Here is a 16957-nt window from a genome sequence, read left to right on the forward strand (position 1 = left end):
GCCGTGACCGAGGCCGATCCCGCCCCCGAGGGGGCCCTGGTCCTGATCGCGGGGGCGGGGCGCCTGCCGGAGCTCGTCGCCGAGTCGCTCCGCCGGGCGCGCCGGCCCTTCCGGGTGATCGCGCTGCGCGGCTTCACCGGACCGGCCCTGCGCGCCGGCGCCGACGCCACGGTCGACCTCCTCGATCTCGCGGCCACCCTGAAGCTGCTGCGGCTCTGGGGGCCGGCGACCGTGGTGCCGGCGGGCGGCGTCTCCCGCCCGAGCCCGGCCGCGATCCTCAACGCGGGCGCCGCCCTGCGCAACCGCGAGGCCCTGCGGGCGATCGCCGGCGGCGGGGACGACCGCCTGCTGCGGGCGGCGGTCACGCTGGTCGAGGAGGCGGGCCACCGGGTCGTCGGCGTCCACGAGGCCGCGCCGGACCTGCTCTGCCCGGACGGCCCCCTCGGGCGCCGGGCCCCGGACGCGGAGGCGGCCGCCTCGATCCGCACCGGGCGCGGCGTCCTCGACGCCCTCTCGCCCTACGATCTGGGGCAGGCGGTCGTCCTGGCCGGCGACCGGATCCTCGCCGTGGAGGGGCCGGAGGGCACGGACCGCATGCTGGCCCGGGCCCGGGCCCTGGGACGGCGCCCCTTCGGGTTCGGCAGGGCGATGCCCGCGACCGTGCTGGTGAAGGCCCCGAAGGTCGGCCAGGACCGCCGCATCGATCTCCCGGCCGTCGGCGCCCGCACCGTGCGCAACGCGGCCCGGGCGGGCTGCGCCGGGCTCGCCCTGGAGGCCGGCGGGACCCTGGTCATCGACCGGGCGGCGACGGCCGCGGAGGCCGACCGCCTCGGCCTGTTCGTGGTCGGGTACGGGGGCGCGCCGTGACCGGCCGGCCCCGCACGATCTGGCTCGTGGCCGGCGAGGATTCCGGCGACCAGCTCGGCGCCAAGCTGATGCGCGCCCTGCGCGAGGCCGCGCCCGACACCGTCTTCGGCGGCGTCGGCGGCGAGGCCATGGCGGAGGCGGGGTTCGCGTCCCTGTTCCCCCTCGATGACGTGGCGGTGATGGGCTACCTGCCGGTCCTCGCCCGCGCGCGGACCCTGCTCCGCCGCATCCGCGAGACCGTCGAGGCGACGATCCGCGCGCGGCCCGACGTGCTGGTGATCATCGACAGCCCGGGCTTCACCCACGCGGTGGCACGGCGGGTGCGCAAGGCGGCCCCCGGCATCCCGATCATCGACTACGTGTCGCCGAGCGTGTGGGCGTGGCGGCCGTGGCGGGCGAAGGGCATGCGGCCTTTCATCGACCACGTGCTGGCCCTGCTCCCCTTCGAGCCCGACGCGCATCTGCGGCTCGGCGGTCCCCCCTGCACCTATGTGGGGCACCCGTTGATCGAGCGCCTCCCGGAACTGCGGCCCGGCGCGGCCGAGCGGGGGCGGCGCGAGGCCGTGCCCTACAGCCTCGCGGTCCTGCCGGGCTCCCGGCGGTCCGAGATCGAGCGGCTGATGCCGGTCTTCGGTGCGGCGCTGGCCCGCGTCGCCGAGGGCCTGGCGGTCGAGGCGGTGCTTCCCGCTGTGACCCGGCACCGGGCCCTGATCGAGCGGCTGTCGGCCGGGTGGCCGGTGCCGGTCCGCATCGTCACCGGCGAGGCGCCGAAATACGCGGCCTTCCGGGAGGCCCGGGCGGCGCTCGCCGCCTCCGGCACGGTCACGCTGGAGCTGGCGCTCGCGGGCGTCCCGATGGTCGTGGCCTACAAGGTCTCGCGGGCGGAGGAGTTCATCGCCCGCCGGCTGATCCAGGTCCCGAGCATCGTGCTGCCGAACCTGATCCTCGCCGAGAACGCGATGCCGGAATTCGTCCAGGCCGACTGCACCCCGGAGCGCCTCGCGGGCGCCCTGCGGCCGCTCCTGGCCGGCGGTCACGAGCGCGACGTCCAGCTCGCCGCCCTCGGCCGCATCGACGGGCGGATGCGGCTCGCCGCGGCGGACACGCCGAGCCGGGCCGCGGCGCGGATCGTCCTGCGCGCGGCCGGGGGGCAGGGAGCGGATCCGGCGGCGTGACGGCGCCGCTCAGCCGGCGCGGCGGCCGCAGCGGATATAGGTCGAGGTCCCGCGGCTGCTCGACCAAGTCAGGTGCTCGCCGTCCACCTGCAGGCGGACCTGCGACGACCAGTGGCGGCCGCGATCGCTGCACTCGGCGGCCGTGACCCAGGCGCCGCCGCTCCGCCGCACGTCGTGGAACAGGCACAGCGTGCGGCCCGCGCGGGCGCGGTCCTGCGTGATCGTGGCCGGGATGTAGCCGCGGCGGCGCGAGCGCGCTCCGCAGGCCTCGGGCGTCGGGCCCCAGACACCGACATACTCGGCGGCGGGCACGGCGGCGGGCACGGCGGCGGCCGGAGCGGCGCCCGGGGCCGGGCGGGCATTCGCCGTGGTCGCGGGCGGCGCCGCGGCACTCTGCGGGGCCGCCGGCGCCGGCGAGGCCGCCATGGCGGTCTGGCCGGGCGGCTCGGCCGGAGCGGTGAGCGGGTCGGGCTCGTCGAGCATCACGACGCGGCGCGCGGGGCGCGGCGCGGCGGACCCCGCCGCGGACGGGCTCGCTTCCGGCGGGGACGGGCGGAACGGCAGGTCCTCGGTGAGGTAGGCGGCGCTGTAGGCGAACAGGCCCACCCAGCCGAGGATGAGGAGGGTCGGCAAGGCGAAGCGACGCCAGGAGCCGGAACGCGCCCCGTCGCCCGGATCCGCCAGAACGACCGCCCCCATGGTCCGCCCCCCTCTCGTCCGCTCAGCGGCCGAAGATGCCCTTCAGGAACTGCGCCGTGCGGTTGCGCTTGCGCTTGCGCTCCAGCTCCGACGCGTCCCTGAGCCACGCCACCTGGACCACGCGCCGCTCGCCCTCGAAGGGCTCGTGGCCATGCCAGGAATTGTCCGCCCGCAGGAACGCGAACATCGTGCCCATGGTCGGCGGGACCTCCACCGCGAAGGGCTCGTAGTTGCGGCCGTCGTAGAGCACCCGCAGGCGGCCGGCCGCCGGGGCGTCCCAGGCGTCGTTCATGTAGACGAGCAGGGTGAGCACCTTCGACGGGCCGTCGGTGTGGATCGAGCCGTATTTCAGCTGGCTGCGGCGCATGATGGTCGTCAGGCGCGGGCAGGAGACGAGGTCGATGCCGAACTTCTCGCCGAGGATCTTCGAGAAGGCGTCGCTCTCCAGCTCGTCGATCAGCGCCTTGAACCGGCCCTTCAGGGTGACCTCGTCGACCGTGAGGTAGCCGGGCTTGGCGATGTCCGGGAAGTCGCGCCGGATGTCGTCGATCGCGTCGGGATTCAGGACGTTGCTGCCGAGCGTGTAGGCGTAGGGCTCGCGGGAGACGGGCGCGGCGCGCACGGCGGAGATGTCGAGGATCGAGAGAGCGGACATCGCTGGGTCCCTTGGCTCCGGCGCCGGTCGGCCGGCACGCGGGGCGCCGGAGACGCGTGCCGGGGGGCCGGTCCAGCCGTCGTGCCGGGGCCGCCCGCGCAGGCGTCCACGACCACAAATCTACTGCTGCTTCCGGCGATCCCGGAATCTCCTAATCCGCCGATTGCGGCGGTCCGACGGCGAAAGCGGCCCGGTGGCGCATTCCGGTGACAGTCTCGGGCGGCCCGCTTGTGCAGGATGGCGCCAGACCCGCGGGCTTTCTTCCCGGGTGCGTACCGGAACCCGTGCCCGATGAGGCCGTTGGCCCTCGCTCTGCTGTTCGCCCACCTCGCCGCCGTCGCGGCCGGGGTCGAGGCCCGTGCGCAGTCGCGGCCGCCGCGCGGCTCGATGACGGCCCGCATGACCTGCTCCGAGGCGATGGCCCTGGTGAAGAACGAGGGCGACGTGATCATCGCCGCCGGAGCGGCGCCGGAGCGGTTTGTCAGCAATCCCGGCCAGTGCAGCGGCGCGGAGATCGCCGAGCTGCGCTTCGCCCCGACGCGCGACAACCCGCAATGCCCGATCGGCTACCATTGCCGGGAGCCCGGCTTCGAGGAGTGGAACTGGTAGCCGCGGCGCCCGCGTAAATCGCCGCACCGCCGGAACGTGACCAAAGTTTCACGCGACAGCGCGGGCCGAGTGCCACTATCTGGCCATCTGCCGGGGCCAAGGCCGCCGGCGGCGCCCCGGGCGGGCGCGCACGGATGGGGGATCGACGGTGGCAGCACTCAGGACCGGACTGGGCATCCAGGCCGTGCTCACGGCCCTGGCCGCGCTGATCCTGCTGGCGTTTCCCGGAATCCCGAGCCCACCGCTCTACGTCTCCCTCGCCGGCTTCGCCATGGCGGGCATCCTGATCGCCGCGAACGGCATCTCGGCCTACCTGAAGGTCTTCGTCTCGGTCTACGGCGTCGGCTATCTGCTGCTCGCCGGATCGAAGACAATCGCCGCCATGGGGCTGCTGCCGCCGGTGATCGCCGCGCTGCTCCCGCCGGCCTTCGCCGCCACCGGCGCGGTGGTCTTCGCCGCCATCGTGCTCGGCATCTCGCATCTCGAGCCGATCCGCGCGATCACCAACATCGCCGACCCGTACTTCGCCAATCGCGACAAGCCGACCAAGGAGATCGGCCTGTTCCGCTGGTTCGGCACCACCGAGGGCCGGATCGGCCGCAACCTCGTGGCGCTGTCGATCTTCGTGAACTTCGCCGACGTGGCACTGACGCTGCGGTTCAACTTCTTCTACCGCGACATCTACAATTCGCTCCAGGAATACGACGCGAACGCGTTCTGGTATCAGCTGCTCTGGGTGTTCGTGCCGCTGGCCACGCTGAACATCGCCATCGGCATGTTCGACCTGTTCGTCGATTCCTCGCTGCTCATCCGCTGGCGCACGTGGCTAACCCACAGCCTGTACGAGCGCTGGCTCGGCAACGGCACGCATTACCGGATCCCGTTCACCGACGAGGAGGCGGACAACCCGGACCAGCGCATCCAGGCCGACGTCAACAGCTTCATCGTGCAGACCACGACGCTGTCGATCCGGCTCCTCAGCCAGGCCGCGCAGCTCGTCTCGTTCATCGTGATCCTCTGGACCCTTTCGCGCGACTTCGTCGTGCCGTTCACCGACACGGTGATCCCGGGCTTCCTGGTTTGGCTGGTGATCGCCTACGCGGTGGTCGGCACGTGGCTCACCCACCTGATCGGCCGGCCGCTCATCGGGCTGGACTTCCGGCAGGAGCAGGTCGAGGCGAATTTCCGCTTCGCGCTGGCCCGGAACCGCATCTACTCCGAGCAGATCGCCCTGCTGCGCGGCGAGCGGGCGGAGGCCTCGCGGCTCTCGACGCTGTTCCACAGCGTGATCGACAACTACGTCGGGATCATCTTCCGCCGCATCAAGCTGATCGCCTTCACGTTCAGCTACCGGCAGGCGAGCGTCATCTTCCCGATGGTGCTGGCGGCCCCGTCCTTCTTCGCCAAGAAGATCACGCTGGGCGCGCTCCAGCAGACGTCCCAGGCCTTCAGCCAGGTGCAGAGCTCGCTCTCGTTCTTCGTGGACTCGTACACGACGCTCGCGGCCTACAAGGCCAACACCATCCGTCTCGGCTCCTTCCGCCGGGCGATGACCAAGGCCGAGGCGCTGGAATCGGCGGGCTACGGTCTCGTCCAGGGCAACGAGACCACCGGCGACGTCACCGCGCGCGGCCTCGTCCTCGCCCTGCCGAACGGGAAGCCGATCGTCACCGCCGACGCGCTGACCCTGCCGCGCGGCGGCGCGACCCTGGTCACGGGCCCCTCCGGCTCGGGCAAGTCGACCCTGTTCCGGGCGATCGCGGGGATCTGGCCGTTCGGCAAGGGCCGGGTCGACGTGCCCGCCGGGCAGTCGGCCCTGCTGCTGCCGCAGCGGCCCTACATCCCGCAGGGGACCCTGCGCGGCGCCGTGGTCTACCCGAACACCACCGACCAGTTCTCGGACGCGGCGATCCGGGACGCCCTGACGGCCGCCCAGCTCCCCCACCTCGTCGACCATCTCGACGAGAGCGACACCTGGGAGCGGCGGCTGTCGGGTGGCGAGCAGCAGCGGCTCGCCATCGCCCGCGCGCTGCTGGCCAAGCCCGAATGGCTGTTCCTCGACGAGGCGACGGCCTCCCTCGACGAGCCCTCCGAGGCCGCCCTCTACCGGATGCTGCGCGAGCAGCTCCCCGGCACGACGATCGTGTCGATCGGTCACCGCTCGACGCTGGACGCCTTCCACGACCGGCGCATCGCGCTCGAGCCGGAGAGCGGTGTCTTCGTCCCGCGGGTGCAGAGGCAGCCGCTGCCGGCGGAGTGAGGGGCTGCAACAGCCCCCCCTCTCTGCGGGCGGGGCCGCGCCCTCTCCGTCATCACGAGCGCAGCGAAGTGACCCAGGGCAGCGCGACATCCTGGAGATGTGGCGCGACCCTGGATTGCTTCGCTCCGCTCGCAAGGACGTCGGTCGTGAGGCTTACGCCTTGCGCAACCCCGCGGCGGCCCGGGCCGCCCGCTCGATCGCCGCCGGATCCGGCGTGCCGGGCTTCACCACCCAGCTGCCGCCGACGCAGAGCACGGACGGGATCGACAGCCAGTCCGGGGCGCTCAGCTCGGTGATCCCGCCCGTCGGGCAGAACCGCACCGCGCCGAACACCGCCGCGTGCGCCTTCAGCGCCTTGATCCCGCCCGCGGCCTCCGCCGGGAAGAACTTGAACCGGTCGAGCCCGTGGTCGAGGCCGCGCATGATGTCGGCCGCCGTCGCGACGCCGGGCAGGTAGGGCACGCCGTTGGCCTTGGCGGCGTCGGTCAGCGGCTCGGTGAGGCCCGGCGAGACGATGAACTCGGCCCCCGCCGCCAGGGCCTTCTCGAGATCGCGCGGGTTGAGCACCGTCCCGGCGCCCACCACCGCGCCCTCGACCCGGGTCATCTCCCGGATGACGTCGAGGGCGGCCGGGGTCCGCAGGGTGACCTCCAGGGCGGTCAGGCCGCCCTTCACCAGGGCCTCGGCGATGGGCCGCGCCTGCGCCGCGTCGTCGATCACCAGGACCGGAATGACGGGCACGGAGCGCATCAGCGCGTCGATGCTGGTCAGATCGTTCATGGTCGGCAACTCCCTCTCGGTTTCAGAGGCCGGCGGCGGCGAGCATCGCGGAGGCGCCCCGCTCCGCCGTGTCGGCCCCGTGACGCATGAACGCGAACAGCTCCCGCCCGGTGCCCTGCGCGGGCTCCGGCGCCTCGGCCTCGGGGCGGGTGGCAAGCTCTGCCTCGTCGACCAGCACCTCCAGCAGCCCGTCGGCCGCGCTGAGGCGGACGATGTCGCCGTCGCGGATCCGCCCGATCGGGCCGCCGCCCAGCGCCTCGGGGCTCAGGTGGATGGCGGCCGGGACCTTGCCCGACGCCCCCGACATGCGCCCGTCGGTCACCAGAGCGACCCGGTGGCCGCGGTCCTGCAGCACGCCCAGCGGCGGCGTGAGCTTGTGGAGCTCCGGCATGCCGTTCGCCTTTGGGCCCTGGAACCGGACCACGACCACGACGTCGCGCTCCAGCTCGCCGGCCTTGAACGCCTTCAGCACCTCGTCCTGGTCGGAGAAGACCCGGGCCGGGGCCTCGATCGTGCGGCGGTGCTCCTCGACGGCGCTGGTCTTGAACGTCGCCCGGCCGAGATTGCCCTTCACGAGCCGCATGCCGCCGTCGGCCTGGAACGGGTTGCCGGGACGACGCAGCATCGTGTCGTCGAGGCTCTCCGGCACGGCGTCCTCGAAGACCAGCTCCTCGCCGTCGAGCTTCGGGTCGCGGGCGTGGTCGCGCAGCGTCTGGCCCGACACGGTCAGGATGTCGTCGTGCAGGAGGCCCGCGTCGAGCAGGGCCGCCATCACGAAGCTCATGCCGCCCGCGGCGTGGAAGTGGTTCACGTCGCCGGCGCCGTTCGGGTAGACGCGGGCGATCAGCGGCACGGCGCTGGACAGGCGGTCGATGTCCTCCCAGTCGATGACGATGCCGGCCGCGCGCGCGATGGCCGGCAGGTGGATCGCGTGGTTGGTGGATCCGCCCGTTGCGAGCAGGCCGACCGCGGCGTTGACGATCGCCTTCTCGTCGACGCAGAGGCCCAGCGGCCGGTAGTCGTTGCCGGCGCCGCCGATCTCGGTGAGCCGGTGGATCGCCGCCCGGGTCACGGCCTGGCGCAGCTTGGTGCCGGGGTTGATGAAGGACGCGCCCGGCATGTGCAGGCCCATCATGTCCATCATCATCTGGTTGGAGTTGGCCGTGCCGTAGAACGTGCAGGTCCCGGCCGCGTGGTAGGAGGCGGACTCGGATTCGAGTAGCTCCGCCCGGCCGACCTTGCCCTCGGCGTAGAGCTGGCGGATCCGCTGCTTCTCCTTGTTGGCGAGGCCCGACGGCATGGGCCCGGCCGGGATCAGGATCGTCGGCAGGTGGCCGAAGCGGAGCGCCCCGATCAGCAGGCCCGGCACGATCTTGTCGCAGATGCCGAGCAGCGCCGCGCCGTCGAACATGCCGTGGCTCAGCGCGACCGCGGTGGAGAGCGCGATCGTGTCCCGGGAGAACAGCGACAGCTCCATGCCGCTCTGCCCCTGCGTGACGCCGTCGCACATGGCCGGCGTGCCGCCCGCGACCTGCGCGGTGGCGCCGCGCTCCCGGGCGAACAGCTTGATCTGCTCCGGGTAGCGCCCGTACGGCTGATGGGCCGAGAGCATGTCGTTGTAGGCGGTGACGATGCCGATGTTCATCACCGTCCGCTCGTCGCGGATCGCCGCCTTGTCCTCGCCGGAGGCCGCGAAGCCGTGGGCGAGGTTGCCGCAGGCGAGCTTCCCGCGCCGGACCCCCGCCTCGCGCTCGCGGGCGATCAGGTCGAGATAGGCGCGCCGGGTCTCGCGGGAGCGCGCCACGACGCGCTCGGTGACCGCCGCGACCTCGGGATGAAGCTCGGTCATGCTCGTTCCTCCAGGCTCGGTGCCGACGGGCGCGCGGCCGAGGCCGCGAGTCGGGATCGGCCGCGCGCCCGCGTCGGTGGCCGGTATCTAAGGGGTGCGCCGCGGGATGTAACCCGGGGCGGGCGCCGGCGCTGACATGAGGTCTGCACGCCGGCTCAGGAAACCCCAAGTCCGAGGCCGCGGTCGCTGTCGCGTTCGACCGATGCCGCCCGCATCGTCATCACGAGCGGAGCGAAGTGACCCAGGGCAGCGCGACCCTGGAGTGCTTCGCCGCGCCCGCAAAGACGGTGACCGCCCGCCTCTGCCCGGACGCCCGGCGTCGCCACGCCTCGAAGCGCTCGTTCGAGGCATGCTGCAGGATGGGGTCGAACCTCAGAGACCCAGCACGTCCCTGGCTTCAATACTCCCAGAAGATGCGCTGCAGCTCCTTGGTGTCACTGGTCTTGGTGAGCGCCACGGCCGCCAGGATCTTGGCCTTGGCGGGGTTCAGGTCGTGGGCGACCACCCAGTCGTACTTGTCGTCGGGCTGCTCGGCGTTGCGCAGCACGAATCCGTCCGGCACGCGCGACGAGCGGATCACGATGGCACCCTTGGAGCGGATCTCCTTCAGCTTGTCGACGAGGTAGCCGGGGACCGAGCCGTTGCCGGTGCCGGCGTTGACGATCGCCTTGGCGCCGGCCTGGAGCTCGGCGTCGTAGACGCCCGGGATCATGTTGCCCGAGCCGTAGACGATGCCGACCAGCGGCAGGCTGTCGATCTGGTCGATGTCGAACTCGGAGCTCATGTTGTGCCGCTTCGTCAGCGAGCGGAAGAAGTAGGTCTTGCCCTCGACCACCATGCCGAGCGGTCCCCACTGGCTGTAGAAGGCGCTGGGCACGATGTTGGTCCGCTTGTTCACGTCGCGGCCGCACTGGATGTAGTCGTTCATCGTCACGGTGACGCCCTGGCCGATCGCCTCCTTGCTGGCGGCGACCGTGACGGCGTCGAGCAGGTTGAGGGCGCCGTCGGCCGAGATCGCCGTGCCCGGCCGCATCGAGCCGACCACCACGATCGGCTTGTCGCTCTTCACCACGAGGTCGAGGAAGAACGCCGTCTCCTCCAGCGTGTCGGTCCCGTGCGTGACCACGATTCCGTCGACGTCGTCCTGCTTCAGGAGCTGGGACACTCGCTTGCCGAGCTGGACCAGCTGGGCGTCGGTGAAGCTCTCGGAGGCGATCTGGAAGACTTGCTCGCCGCGGACGTTGGCGATGGTGTTCACCTGCGGCACGGCGGCGATCAGCTTGTCGACCGGCACCTTGGCGGCCGTGTAGGTGGCGCTGTTGGCGGCGTCGGCGCCGGCGCCCGCGATCGTCCCGCCGGTGGCGAGGATCACGACGTTCGGCTTCTTCGCCGCGGCGGCCGTGCCGGCCTCGGGCATCTCGCGCGCGACGAGGGGCGCCGCCCCGAATCCGCTGGCCAGGGCCAGGGCGAAGACCGCTCCGCGCAGGGGAAGAGCCGCGCCGCTTCGGCAGGAGAACATCGGAGATCCTCGATGGTTGACGGGAGAGCGAGTCGGACTCGACGCGGGGATGGTAGCCGCGCCCCGGCCCGAGGCAAGGATCATGCAGGGCGCCGACGTGCAGGGCGCGACGGATCGTTACGCAAGCTCGGGCGTTGATGGGGGTTGCTGTCCGCTCGGAGATAGATCCCATGCTGCATCTCGCCGGCCTGCTCGAGGAACTCGAGCGGAGCGAGCCCGCGCGGGCCGCGATGTCGATCCTCGAGACCTCCCTCGCGCGCCGCTCGACGGAGGAGCAGGGCGCGTTCTGGCGCGCCGTCGACATCTACTACGTCTCGCGGAAGGCCCCGCCGGAGGCGACCGTGCCGGGCCAACTCGGACCGGGCAAATCCGTGGCGAGCCCGGCCTCCGAATCCGATCGCGGCGCTCAGGCGCTCGCCGGCACGGCCGGCGGCATGCCGGCGCCGCTCTCGGGCTCGCTGCCCGCGCGCACCGCCTCGCGGGTCTCGGGCATCAGCGCGAAGTAGAGGACGAAGCCGAGCGCCGCGATGGCCGCCAGCGCCAGGAAGGCGGTGGAGTAACCCGCCGACACGATGATCACGCCGGCCAGCGTCGCGCTCAGGGAGGCGCCGATGCCCTGGGCCGTCGCCACGGCGCCCTGGGCCGCGTTGAACCGGCCGCCGCCGCGGGTCAGGTCGGCGACGACGATCGGGAACAGCGCGCCGTAGACGCCGGCCCCGATGCCGTCGAGGAGCTGGACGCCCACCAGCCAGAACGGGTTGTCCGACAGCGTGTAGAGGACGCCGCGCAGCGCCAGGATGCCGAAGGCGGCGAGGAAGATCGGCTTGCGGCCGATCACGTCGGCCTTCGCGCCCACGAAGATCGCCACCGGCACCATCACGCACTGCGCCGCCACGATGCAGACCGCGATCAGCGAGGTCGCGTGGTCCTTGCCCGAGATGTGCGTCAGGAGCTGGCCCACCGAGGTCAGCATCGCCGCGTTGGCGAGGTGGAAGATCGCGCAGAGCACCGCGAAGATCAGCAGCGCCCGGTTCTGCAGCAGGGTGGCGAGGCCGGAGGGCTTCTCCTGCGCCTGCTCCTCCGCCTCGGTCATGCCGCGGGCGAGGTCGTTGTCGATGGCGTCGGCCGGCACCATCAGCATGGCGCCGATGGACAGCGCCGCCAGGATGCCCATCAGCCAGAACACGACCACCGGCCCGAAGAAGTAGGCGAGCCCGCCCGCCAGGGCGGCGGAGACCGCGTTGCCGGCGTGGTTGAAGCCCTCGTTCCGGCCGATCCGCTTGGCGAACATCTTCGGCCCGACGAGGCCGAGCGTGATCGCGGCCAGCGCCGGCGGGAAGATCGTCCCGGCGACGTGGGCGATCGATTGCGTGGCGGTGACGAGGTAGAAGTTCGTGATGAACGGCAGGACGAGGCAGCTGGCCGTCACCGCGATGGCGCCGCCGATCACCACCGCGCGCTTGTGGTTGGTGGCGTCGATCAGCGCGCCGGCGGGCGTCTGCGCCACGAGGCCGAGGATGCCCGCGATGGTCATCACGAGGCCGGTCGTGGCCTCGTTCCAGCCCTGGTCGGGGCCGCGCACGGCGATCAGGTAGATGGCGAGGTAGGGGCCGAGGCCGTCGCGCACGTCGGCGAGGAAGAAGTTGAGCGCGTCGAGGCCGCGCAGGGCCTTGGCCGAGGGTGTCCGGCCGCCGGCGCCGCGGGCGCCCGTCTCGATGCTGTTCATCCTGCCGCGATCCCCCGATCGACGGACGGCGCGGCCCCGATCCGGGCCGTGCCGTCGCACGCGGGGCTCGACGCCCGCGCGCGCCATCGGTTCCCGCGCGGCGCGGGCCTCACGCGGGATGTGAACGGTTCTCCGGCCCGCACGGGCGTCAGGCCGTGTCGGTGCCGGCCGAAGCGTCGGGATTCCCGACAACGTCTGTCGTCTCTTCCGACAGATCGGTGCCCGGCGCGCCGAGGCCGTAGCGCTCGATCTTGGCGTAGAGGAGCTGCCGCTGGATGCCGAGCCGGCGGGCGGCCCGGGCACGGTTGCCGTCGGCCTCGCGGAGCGCGGCCGCGATCATGGTCCGCTCCAGGCGAGCCACGGCCCCGGGCAGGTCGCCGGCGAGCCAGTCGGCCGCGCCGTCCTCGCCGCGCCGGTCGAGTCGCGCGGTCGGCAGATCGATGGCCTCGGCCGCGATCACGCCGCCGCGCACCAGCATGGCGGCGCGCTCCACGGCGTTGCGCAGCTCGCGGACATTGCCGGGCCACTCGTAGGCGAGCAGGCGCGAGGCGGCCCCGCCGCTCAGGCGCTTGCCCGAAGGGACCAGGAAGTGCTCGGCGAGCGGCACGATGTCGGCCAGGCGCTCGCGCAGGGGCGGCAGGGTGATCGGAACGACATTCAGCCGGTAGTACAGGTCGGCGCGGAACCGGCCCGCGGCGACGAGCGCCGGCAGGTCGCGATGCGTCGCCGCCACGAGGCGGACATCGACCCGGGCAGGGCGGCCCCCCAGCGGGGTCACGACGCCGTCCTGGATCACCCGCAGGATCTTCGCCTGCATCGCGGCCGGCATGTCGCCGATCTCGTCCAGGAACAGGGTGCCGCCCTGGGCCTCGTGGAAGGCGCCCGCGCGGTCGGCGGTCGCGGCCGCGAAGGCGCCCCGGACGTGGCCGAACAGCTCGCTCTCCAGAGCCTCGGCCGGGATCGCCGCGCAGTTCACCGGAACGAACGGCCGCGCGCGGCGCCGCGAGAAGGCGTGCAGGGCCCGTGCGACCTCCTCCTTGCCGGTGCCGGTCTCGCCCTGGACCAGGATCGTGGACGCGTTGTCGGCGACGAGACCGATGGTCTTCTGGACCTTCCGCATGCCCGCGCTCGACCCGATCAGGACCGGGTGGTCCGGCGGCGGCGCGGCGCCGACGGGATCGGAGCGGGCGTCGCGCAGCATCGCGTCGAGGACGGCGGCGAGGTCGGCCCGGCCGATCGGCTTGGTCAGGTGGTCGTGCGCCCCGAGGCGCATCGCCTCGATCGTGTTGGCCGGGCTCGCGAAGGCCGTCAGGACCGTCACGGGCGGCGGCTCCGGCAGGGCCCGGATCCGTTCCAGCGTGTCCATGCCGTCGAGGTCTCCGGGCATGCGCAGGTCGAGGAGCACCGCCGCCACCGGACCCTCGCCCAGCCGCGCCAGCGCCTCCGACCCGGAGGCGACCGGGAAAGCGGTGTGCCCGAGATCGGTCACCGTCTCGGCGAGCCCGTCGCGCAGGGCTCTGTCGTCGTCGACGATCAGGATGGTTGCCATGGCAGATCCAGGACAAAGGTGGTCTCCGGCGCGCCCTCGACCAGCCTCGCCTCGCCCCGATGCGCCACGGCGATCTCGCGCACGATCGCGAGCCCCAGACCGGTCCCGTCGGGCCGGCCGGTGACGAAGGGCTCGAACAGGCTGGCGCGGATCGCCGGGTCGACCCCGGCGCCGGTGTCGGCGACGCAGAGGCGCAGCCGCAGCGCGCCGTCGACCGTCACCCGCTCGGCGCCGAGGCGGACCCGCCCTCCCGGCGGCGCGTGCTGCAGGGCGTTCAGCAGCAGGTTGTCGACGGCGCGGGCGACCTGCGCCCGGTCGAGATGCGGGTGGTCCGCGGCGGGCAGCCCGTCGGCCTCGACCGAAATCCAGACCGCGCGCGCGCGCGCCAGGTCCTCGTGCAGGCTCGCGCACTCGGCCAGGAGCGGTGCCACGGGTGTGGGCGTCCGATTGAGCGGCCGCGCCTGCGTCAGGTTGAGGAGGTCGCGCAGCAGCGTGTCGACCCGTGCGATCTGGCCGAGAACGGTCTCGAGGGCGACGGCGGCGCGGTGCGGATCGCCGCTGACCAGGGCGTTCTCGGCCTTCAGCCGCATCGCCGCGATGGGGTTGCGGATCTCGTGGGCGATGCTCGCCACCAGACGGCCGACGGCGGCGAGGCGCTCGGTCGCCACGATCTGGGCCTGGGCCTCCCGCAGCCGCCCGCCGGCGGCGTTGAGGGCGTCGACCAGCCGGTCGAGCTCGCGCTCGCCGGTGCGGTCGAGATGGGGCAGGTCCTGGCCGTCCGGACGCGGCGCGGCGAGCGCGGCCTCGAGCCGGGCGATCCGCCCCGAGAACCCGTACAGGAACCAGCTCAGGAACGCGGCCGATCCGAGTACCGTGGCGGCGAGGAAGCCGAGGCCCGCGAGGAAGCGCGTGTAGGTGGGGCCGTCGTTCACGTGCGCGCGCGTCATCGACCACGCGGTCAGGCCGGCCTCCGGCCCGTGCAGCGGGCAGGCCTGGAGCATGAGAACCTGGGTCCGGCTCGGCCGCCGCTCCGAGGCCGCGTGGTCGACCCGCAGGGCCTGGGCGTTCAGCGCAGCGATGGCGTCGCGCTCGGCCGCCGGAAAGTCGGTCTTCGGCCCGGATCCCTCGTAGGTCGGATAGGCGTAGGCCACCGACCCGCGCGCGGCGCTCCAGATTCCGCCCTCAAGGCCCGGGAAGCGCGCCAAAGCAGCCGAGATGGTGCCGACGAGGTCGGCCTCCCCGACGCCCCTCCCGCGCGCACGCACGAGGGCGGCGTACCGGTCGATGATGTCGCGGCAGGCCCGCCCGACCGCGAGATCGGCCTGCGCCACCTGGACGCCCGTCGACTGGTCGTAGACGCCGAGCATCAGGTAGGCGGTGGCGGCCGCGGAGGCGACCAGCAGGACCCAGAGCGCGAGCAGCCGGGCGCGCAAGCTGTAGGCCGTCACGGCGGTGTCCGACCCGGCATGGCGGTGGCTCCTGCGGCGGCGTCGCGCGCCCGGACCCCGTTCCTAAGCCATTGTCCGGTCCCCGACCACGCGAAGACTGCGCGGGTCCCACGGTGACGGGGCGACGCGCGCTTACGGCCCCGGGCCGGGCCCGGGACCGCCGGGAGCGGGGCGCCGCGTCCGGCACCCCTCTCGGACGTACGATCGATCAGTCGTCGGCGCGCGCGCTCACTTGCGGTTCGTGATGAGGCTGTCGACGTTCTTGTTGGCTTCCTTATTCTCCTTCCGCTGCATCACCACTTCGTGCTTGGTGTCCTTCATCGACATCTCGTCACGCTTGCCCTGGGGCATCTCCTTCGGGGCCGCCAGGGCCGGCGTGACCGACCAGAGACAGGCCAGGCAAAGAGCAGCGCGCGCCGTAGTCTTGAACATGATGCCTCCTCCACTCAATCGACATTGCAGGACGTCTTGGCGATGCCGCCGGTTCCTCATGCGCGGATCACGGGCGTGCGATCCGTCGCGCGGATGGTCTCGTCTCAGGGCTGGCCCGACGGGTTGATCGGCAGGGCGTCGCTTCCGAGCTGCACGCAGGTCAGCATCGCCACGTAGGACGGGGTGCCGCCGATCTGGCTCTCCGTCGCGCAGGTTCGGCGCTCCGCCACGTCGAACGTCGCCCAGCGCTTGATCAGGGTGCGCCGCGCGGCGGCCTCGTCGGAGAGGCAGCCGCGGTAGCTCGCCCGGTCGACGGCGGTGGATCCCGCCCGGTGCTCCGGCGCGCAGATCGCCCGGATGTTGAAGTCCGGAACCCCCGCCGTCCGGGCGGAGGCCGCCAGGGTCCCGCCGAGGAGCAGTTCGAGTCCTAGGATGGTCGAGATCCAGAATCGCCGCACGCGACCCTCCCTCCTGTGCGCCGACCGGGCCGCGCCCGAGATCCGTCAGGCGCGGCCGTCGTCGGCGTTCGGTCACTTGCTGGTCTTGGCACCCGCCGTCGTGCCGGTGGCCTGCGGCGCGCCCTTGTCGGCCGTCGCGGCGGCCGCCTTCTGGGGCACCGCGATCGCGTCGATCACGTCGAAGCGCATGTTGTCCTGGGCCGTCTTCAGGGCGGCGTTGGCCTCGTAATACTTGCCCTGGTTGATCAGCGTCGCGGCCTGATCGACGTCGGCGATGGTCTTGTTCAGGGGCAGGACCGCCATGGTGAAGTTGACGTCGACATGGGCGAGCTTGAGCTTCTCCAGGGCCCCCTTCTGGTCGCCCTGAGCGAGGTTCTTGTTCGCCTCGGTCACCGCGGAGGCCTTGGCGGGCGTGGCCACGAAGTCGTCGCCGAGGGTCAGCTGCGCGTCGACCGGGACCCAGGCCACCTGCTCCTTGGAGGCCGTCTTGGTATCGGCCTTGGTATCGGCCTTGGTGTCGGCCTTGGCGCTCGGCGCAGTCCCCTTGTGGGCGGCCATGTCGGCCGGCGACTTGAGGTCGGCCTCGGCCTTGGTGAAGACCGCGTCGTCGGTCTTGGCCTTGGCGAAAGCGGCCTGCGCCTTGGCGATCATGTCCTTGGCCTGACCGGGATTGGCCTCGAAGATCGCGAGGCGGGTGAGCTGAAGATCCCTGAAGCCCTGTGCGCCGTCCTTCGAGAGCTTGCCGACATCCTTGTCGACCGCCGCCTGGCTCGCGCTGATCTGCGTGCCGTTGGTCTGGGCGGCCTGCTCCGCCGCGTAGGCGGTTCCACCGAGGATTGTGGTGAGCACGAGAGCCGCAGCCATAGATTTGCGATAGGACATAGTAATATCTCCCTCTAGAGCCGGAGATAAGGCCTTCATCTGCATTGGC

General features: G+C 72.5%; 16 protein-coding genes. 5 read left to right on the forward strand and 11 right to left on the reverse strand.

Annotation, left to right across the window (positions count from 1 at the left end):
• Window positions 1-3 precede the first annotated feature (3 nt).
• The gene (gene lpxI / locus ASG32_RS28570) at window positions 4-867 is read left to right on the forward strand and encodes a UDP-2,3-diacylglucosamine diphosphatase LpxI (protein ID WP_056533046.1); all 864 of its coding nucleotides are present in this window, start codon (window positions 4-6) and stop codon (window positions 865-867) included.
• Window positions 864-2042 (forward strand): lipid-A-disaccharide synthase, encoded by a 1179-nt coding sequence (gene lpxB / locus ASG32_RS28575; RefSeq protein ID WP_056533049.1) that lies wholly within the window; start codon window positions 864-866, stop codon window positions 2040-2042. The genes lpxI and lpxB overlap by 4 nt, the downstream gene beginning before the upstream one ends.
• Before the next feature lie 9 nt (window positions 2043-2051).
• On the opposite strand, the gene ASG32_RS28580 is transcribed toward lpxB, so the two are convergent.
• Window positions 2052-2741: a hypothetical protein gene (locus ASG32_RS28580; RefSeq protein WP_056533052.1), complete on the reverse strand. Its 690-nt coding sequence runs from the start codon at window positions 2739-2741 to the stop codon at window positions 2052-2054.
• Window positions 2742-2763: 22 nt separating this feature from the next.
• Window positions 2764-3396 carry a 2OG-Fe(II) oxygenase gene (locus ASG32_RS28585; protein ID WP_056533055.1) on the reverse strand — a complete coding sequence of 211 codons (633 nt, stop codon included), beginning with the start codon at window positions 3394-3396 and terminating at the stop codon, window positions 2764-2766.
• Window positions 3397-3687: 291 nt separating this feature from the next.
• Here ASG32_RS28585 and ASG32_RS28590 point away from each other — a divergent pair, with 291 nt between their 5' ends.
• Window positions 3688-4005, forward strand: coding sequence for a hypothetical protein (locus ASG32_RS28590; protein ID WP_026604902.1), 318 nt, complete (start codon window positions 3688-3690; stop codon window positions 4003-4005).
• Between the two features lie 148 nt (window positions 4006-4153).
• Window positions 4154-6265: an ABC transporter ATP-binding protein/permease gene (locus ASG32_RS28595; protein ID WP_056533058.1), complete on the forward strand. Its 2112-nt coding sequence runs from the start codon at window positions 4154-4156 to the stop codon at window positions 6263-6265.
• Window positions 6266-6418: 153 nt separating this feature from the next.
• Here ASG32_RS28595 and eda read toward each other — a convergent pair whose 3' ends face one another.
• The 3 genes from eda to ASG32_RS28610 all read right to left on the reverse strand — a co-directional run bounded on the left by eda (window position 6419) and on the right by ASG32_RS28610 (window position 10413).
• Complete coding sequence (gene eda / locus ASG32_RS28600; protein WP_026604904.1) at window positions 6419-7036, reverse strand: bifunctional 4-hydroxy-2-oxoglutarate aldolase/2-dehydro-3-deoxy-phosphogluconate aldolase; 618 nt, start codon at window positions 7034-7036, stop codon at window positions 6419-6421.
• 31 nt (window positions 7037-7067) lie between these two features.
• The gene (edd, locus tag ASG32_RS28605; protein WP_056533061.1) at window positions 7068-8894 is read right to left on the reverse strand and encodes a phosphogluconate dehydratase; all 1827 of its coding nucleotides are present in this window, start codon (window positions 8892-8894) and stop codon (window positions 7068-7070) included.
• 397 nt (window positions 8895-9291) lie between these two features.
• The gene (locus ASG32_RS28610; RefSeq protein ID WP_056533064.1) at window positions 9292-10413 is read right to left on the reverse strand and encodes an asparaginase; all 1122 of its coding nucleotides are present in this window, start codon (window positions 10411-10413) and stop codon (window positions 9292-9294) included.
• A gap of 170 nt (window positions 10414-10583) precedes the next feature.
• Here ASG32_RS28610 and ASG32_RS35445 point away from each other — a divergent pair, with 170 nt between their 5' ends.
• Entirely contained in the window at window positions 10584-10919 is a 336-nt protein-coding gene (locus tag ASG32_RS35445) for a hypothetical protein (protein ID WP_056533067.1), read from the forward strand.
• Here ASG32_RS35445 and ASG32_RS28620 read toward each other — a convergent pair.
• The 6 genes from ASG32_RS28620 to ASG32_RS28645 all read right to left on the reverse strand — a co-directional run bounded on the left by ASG32_RS28620 (window position 10820) and on the right by ASG32_RS28645 (window position 16908).
• Window positions 10820-12139, reverse strand: coding sequence for an MFS transporter (locus tag ASG32_RS28620; RefSeq protein ID WP_056533070.1), 1320 nt, complete (start codon window positions 12137-12139; stop codon window positions 10820-10822). The genes ASG32_RS35445 and ASG32_RS28620 overlap by 100 nt on opposite strands.
• Before the next feature lie 148 nt (window positions 12140-12287).
• Window positions 12288-13688, reverse strand: coding sequence for a sigma-54 dependent transcriptional regulator (locus ASG32_RS28625; RefSeq protein ID WP_056533073.1), 1401 nt, complete (start codon window positions 13686-13688; stop codon window positions 12288-12290).
• A complete protein-coding gene (locus ASG32_RS28630; protein ID WP_056533076.1) occupies window positions 13673-15136 on the reverse strand; it encodes a HAMP domain-containing sensor histidine kinase in 1464 nt (487 codons plus the stop codon). Before ASG32_RS28630 ends, ASG32_RS28625 begins: the two co-directional genes overlap by 16 nt.
• Before the next feature lie 228 nt (window positions 15137-15364).
• Window positions 15365-15568, reverse strand: coding sequence for a hypothetical protein (locus tag ASG32_RS28635; RefSeq protein ID WP_020093001.1), 204 nt, complete (start codon window positions 15566-15568; stop codon window positions 15365-15367).
• 104 nt (window positions 15569-15672) lie between these two features.
• Window positions 15673-16026: a hypothetical protein gene (locus ASG32_RS28640; protein WP_056533079.1), complete on the reverse strand. Its 354-nt coding sequence runs from the start codon at window positions 16024-16026 to the stop codon at window positions 15673-15675.
• A gap of 72 nt (window positions 16027-16098) precedes the next feature.
• Window positions 16099-16908 (reverse strand): YfdX family protein, encoded by an 810-nt coding sequence (locus tag ASG32_RS28645; protein ID WP_056533081.1) that lies wholly within the window; start codon window positions 16906-16908, stop codon window positions 16099-16101.
• Window positions 16909-16957: the final 49 nt, after the last annotated feature.

It is taken from the genome of Methylobacterium sp. Leaf361, from assembly GCF_001424445.1.
Classification (GTDB): domain Bacteria; phylum Pseudomonadota; class Alphaproteobacteria; order Rhizobiales; family Beijerinckiaceae; genus Methylobacterium.

Coding starts and splice junctions, on each gene's coding strand:
- ASG32_RS28580 (WP_056533052.1), bottom strand. CDS start 2,741: ATGGGGGCGGTCGTTCTGGCGGATCCGGGCGACGGGGCGCGTTCCGGC.
- ASG32_RS28585 (WP_056533055.1), bottom strand. CDS start 3,396: ATGTCCGCTCTCTCGATCCTCGACATCTCCGCCGTGCGCGCCGCGCCC.
- ASG32_RS28590 (WP_026604902.1), top strand. CDS start 3,688: ATGAGGCCGTTGGCCCTCGCTCTGCTGTTCGCCCACCTCGCCGCCGTC.
- edd (WP_056533061.1), bottom strand. CDS start 8,894: ATGACCGAGCTTCATCCCGAGGTCGCGGCGGTCACCGAGCGCGTCGTG.
- ASG32_RS28610 (WP_056533064.1), bottom strand. CDS start 10,413: ATGTTCTCCTGCCGAAGCGGCGCGGCTCTTCCCCTGCGCGGAGCGGTC.
- ASG32_RS35445 (WP_056533067.1), top strand. CDS start 10,584: ATGCTGCATCTCGCCGGCCTGCTCGAGGAACTCGAGCGGAGCGAGCCC.
- ASG32_RS28620 (WP_056533070.1), bottom strand. CDS start 12,139: ATGAACAGCATCGAGACGGGCGCCCGCGGCGCCGGCGGCCGGACACCC.
- ASG32_RS28625 (WP_056533073.1), bottom strand. CDS start 13,688: ATGGCAACCATCCTGATCGTCGACGACGACAGAGCCCTGCGCGACGGG.
- ASG32_RS28635 (WP_020093001.1), bottom strand. CDS start 15,568: ATGTTCAAGACTACGGCGCGCGCTGCTCTTTGCCTGGCCTGTCTCTGG.
- ASG32_RS28645 (WP_056533081.1), bottom strand. CDS start 16,908: ATGTCCTATCGCAAATCTATGGCTGCGGCTCTCGTGCTCACCACAATC.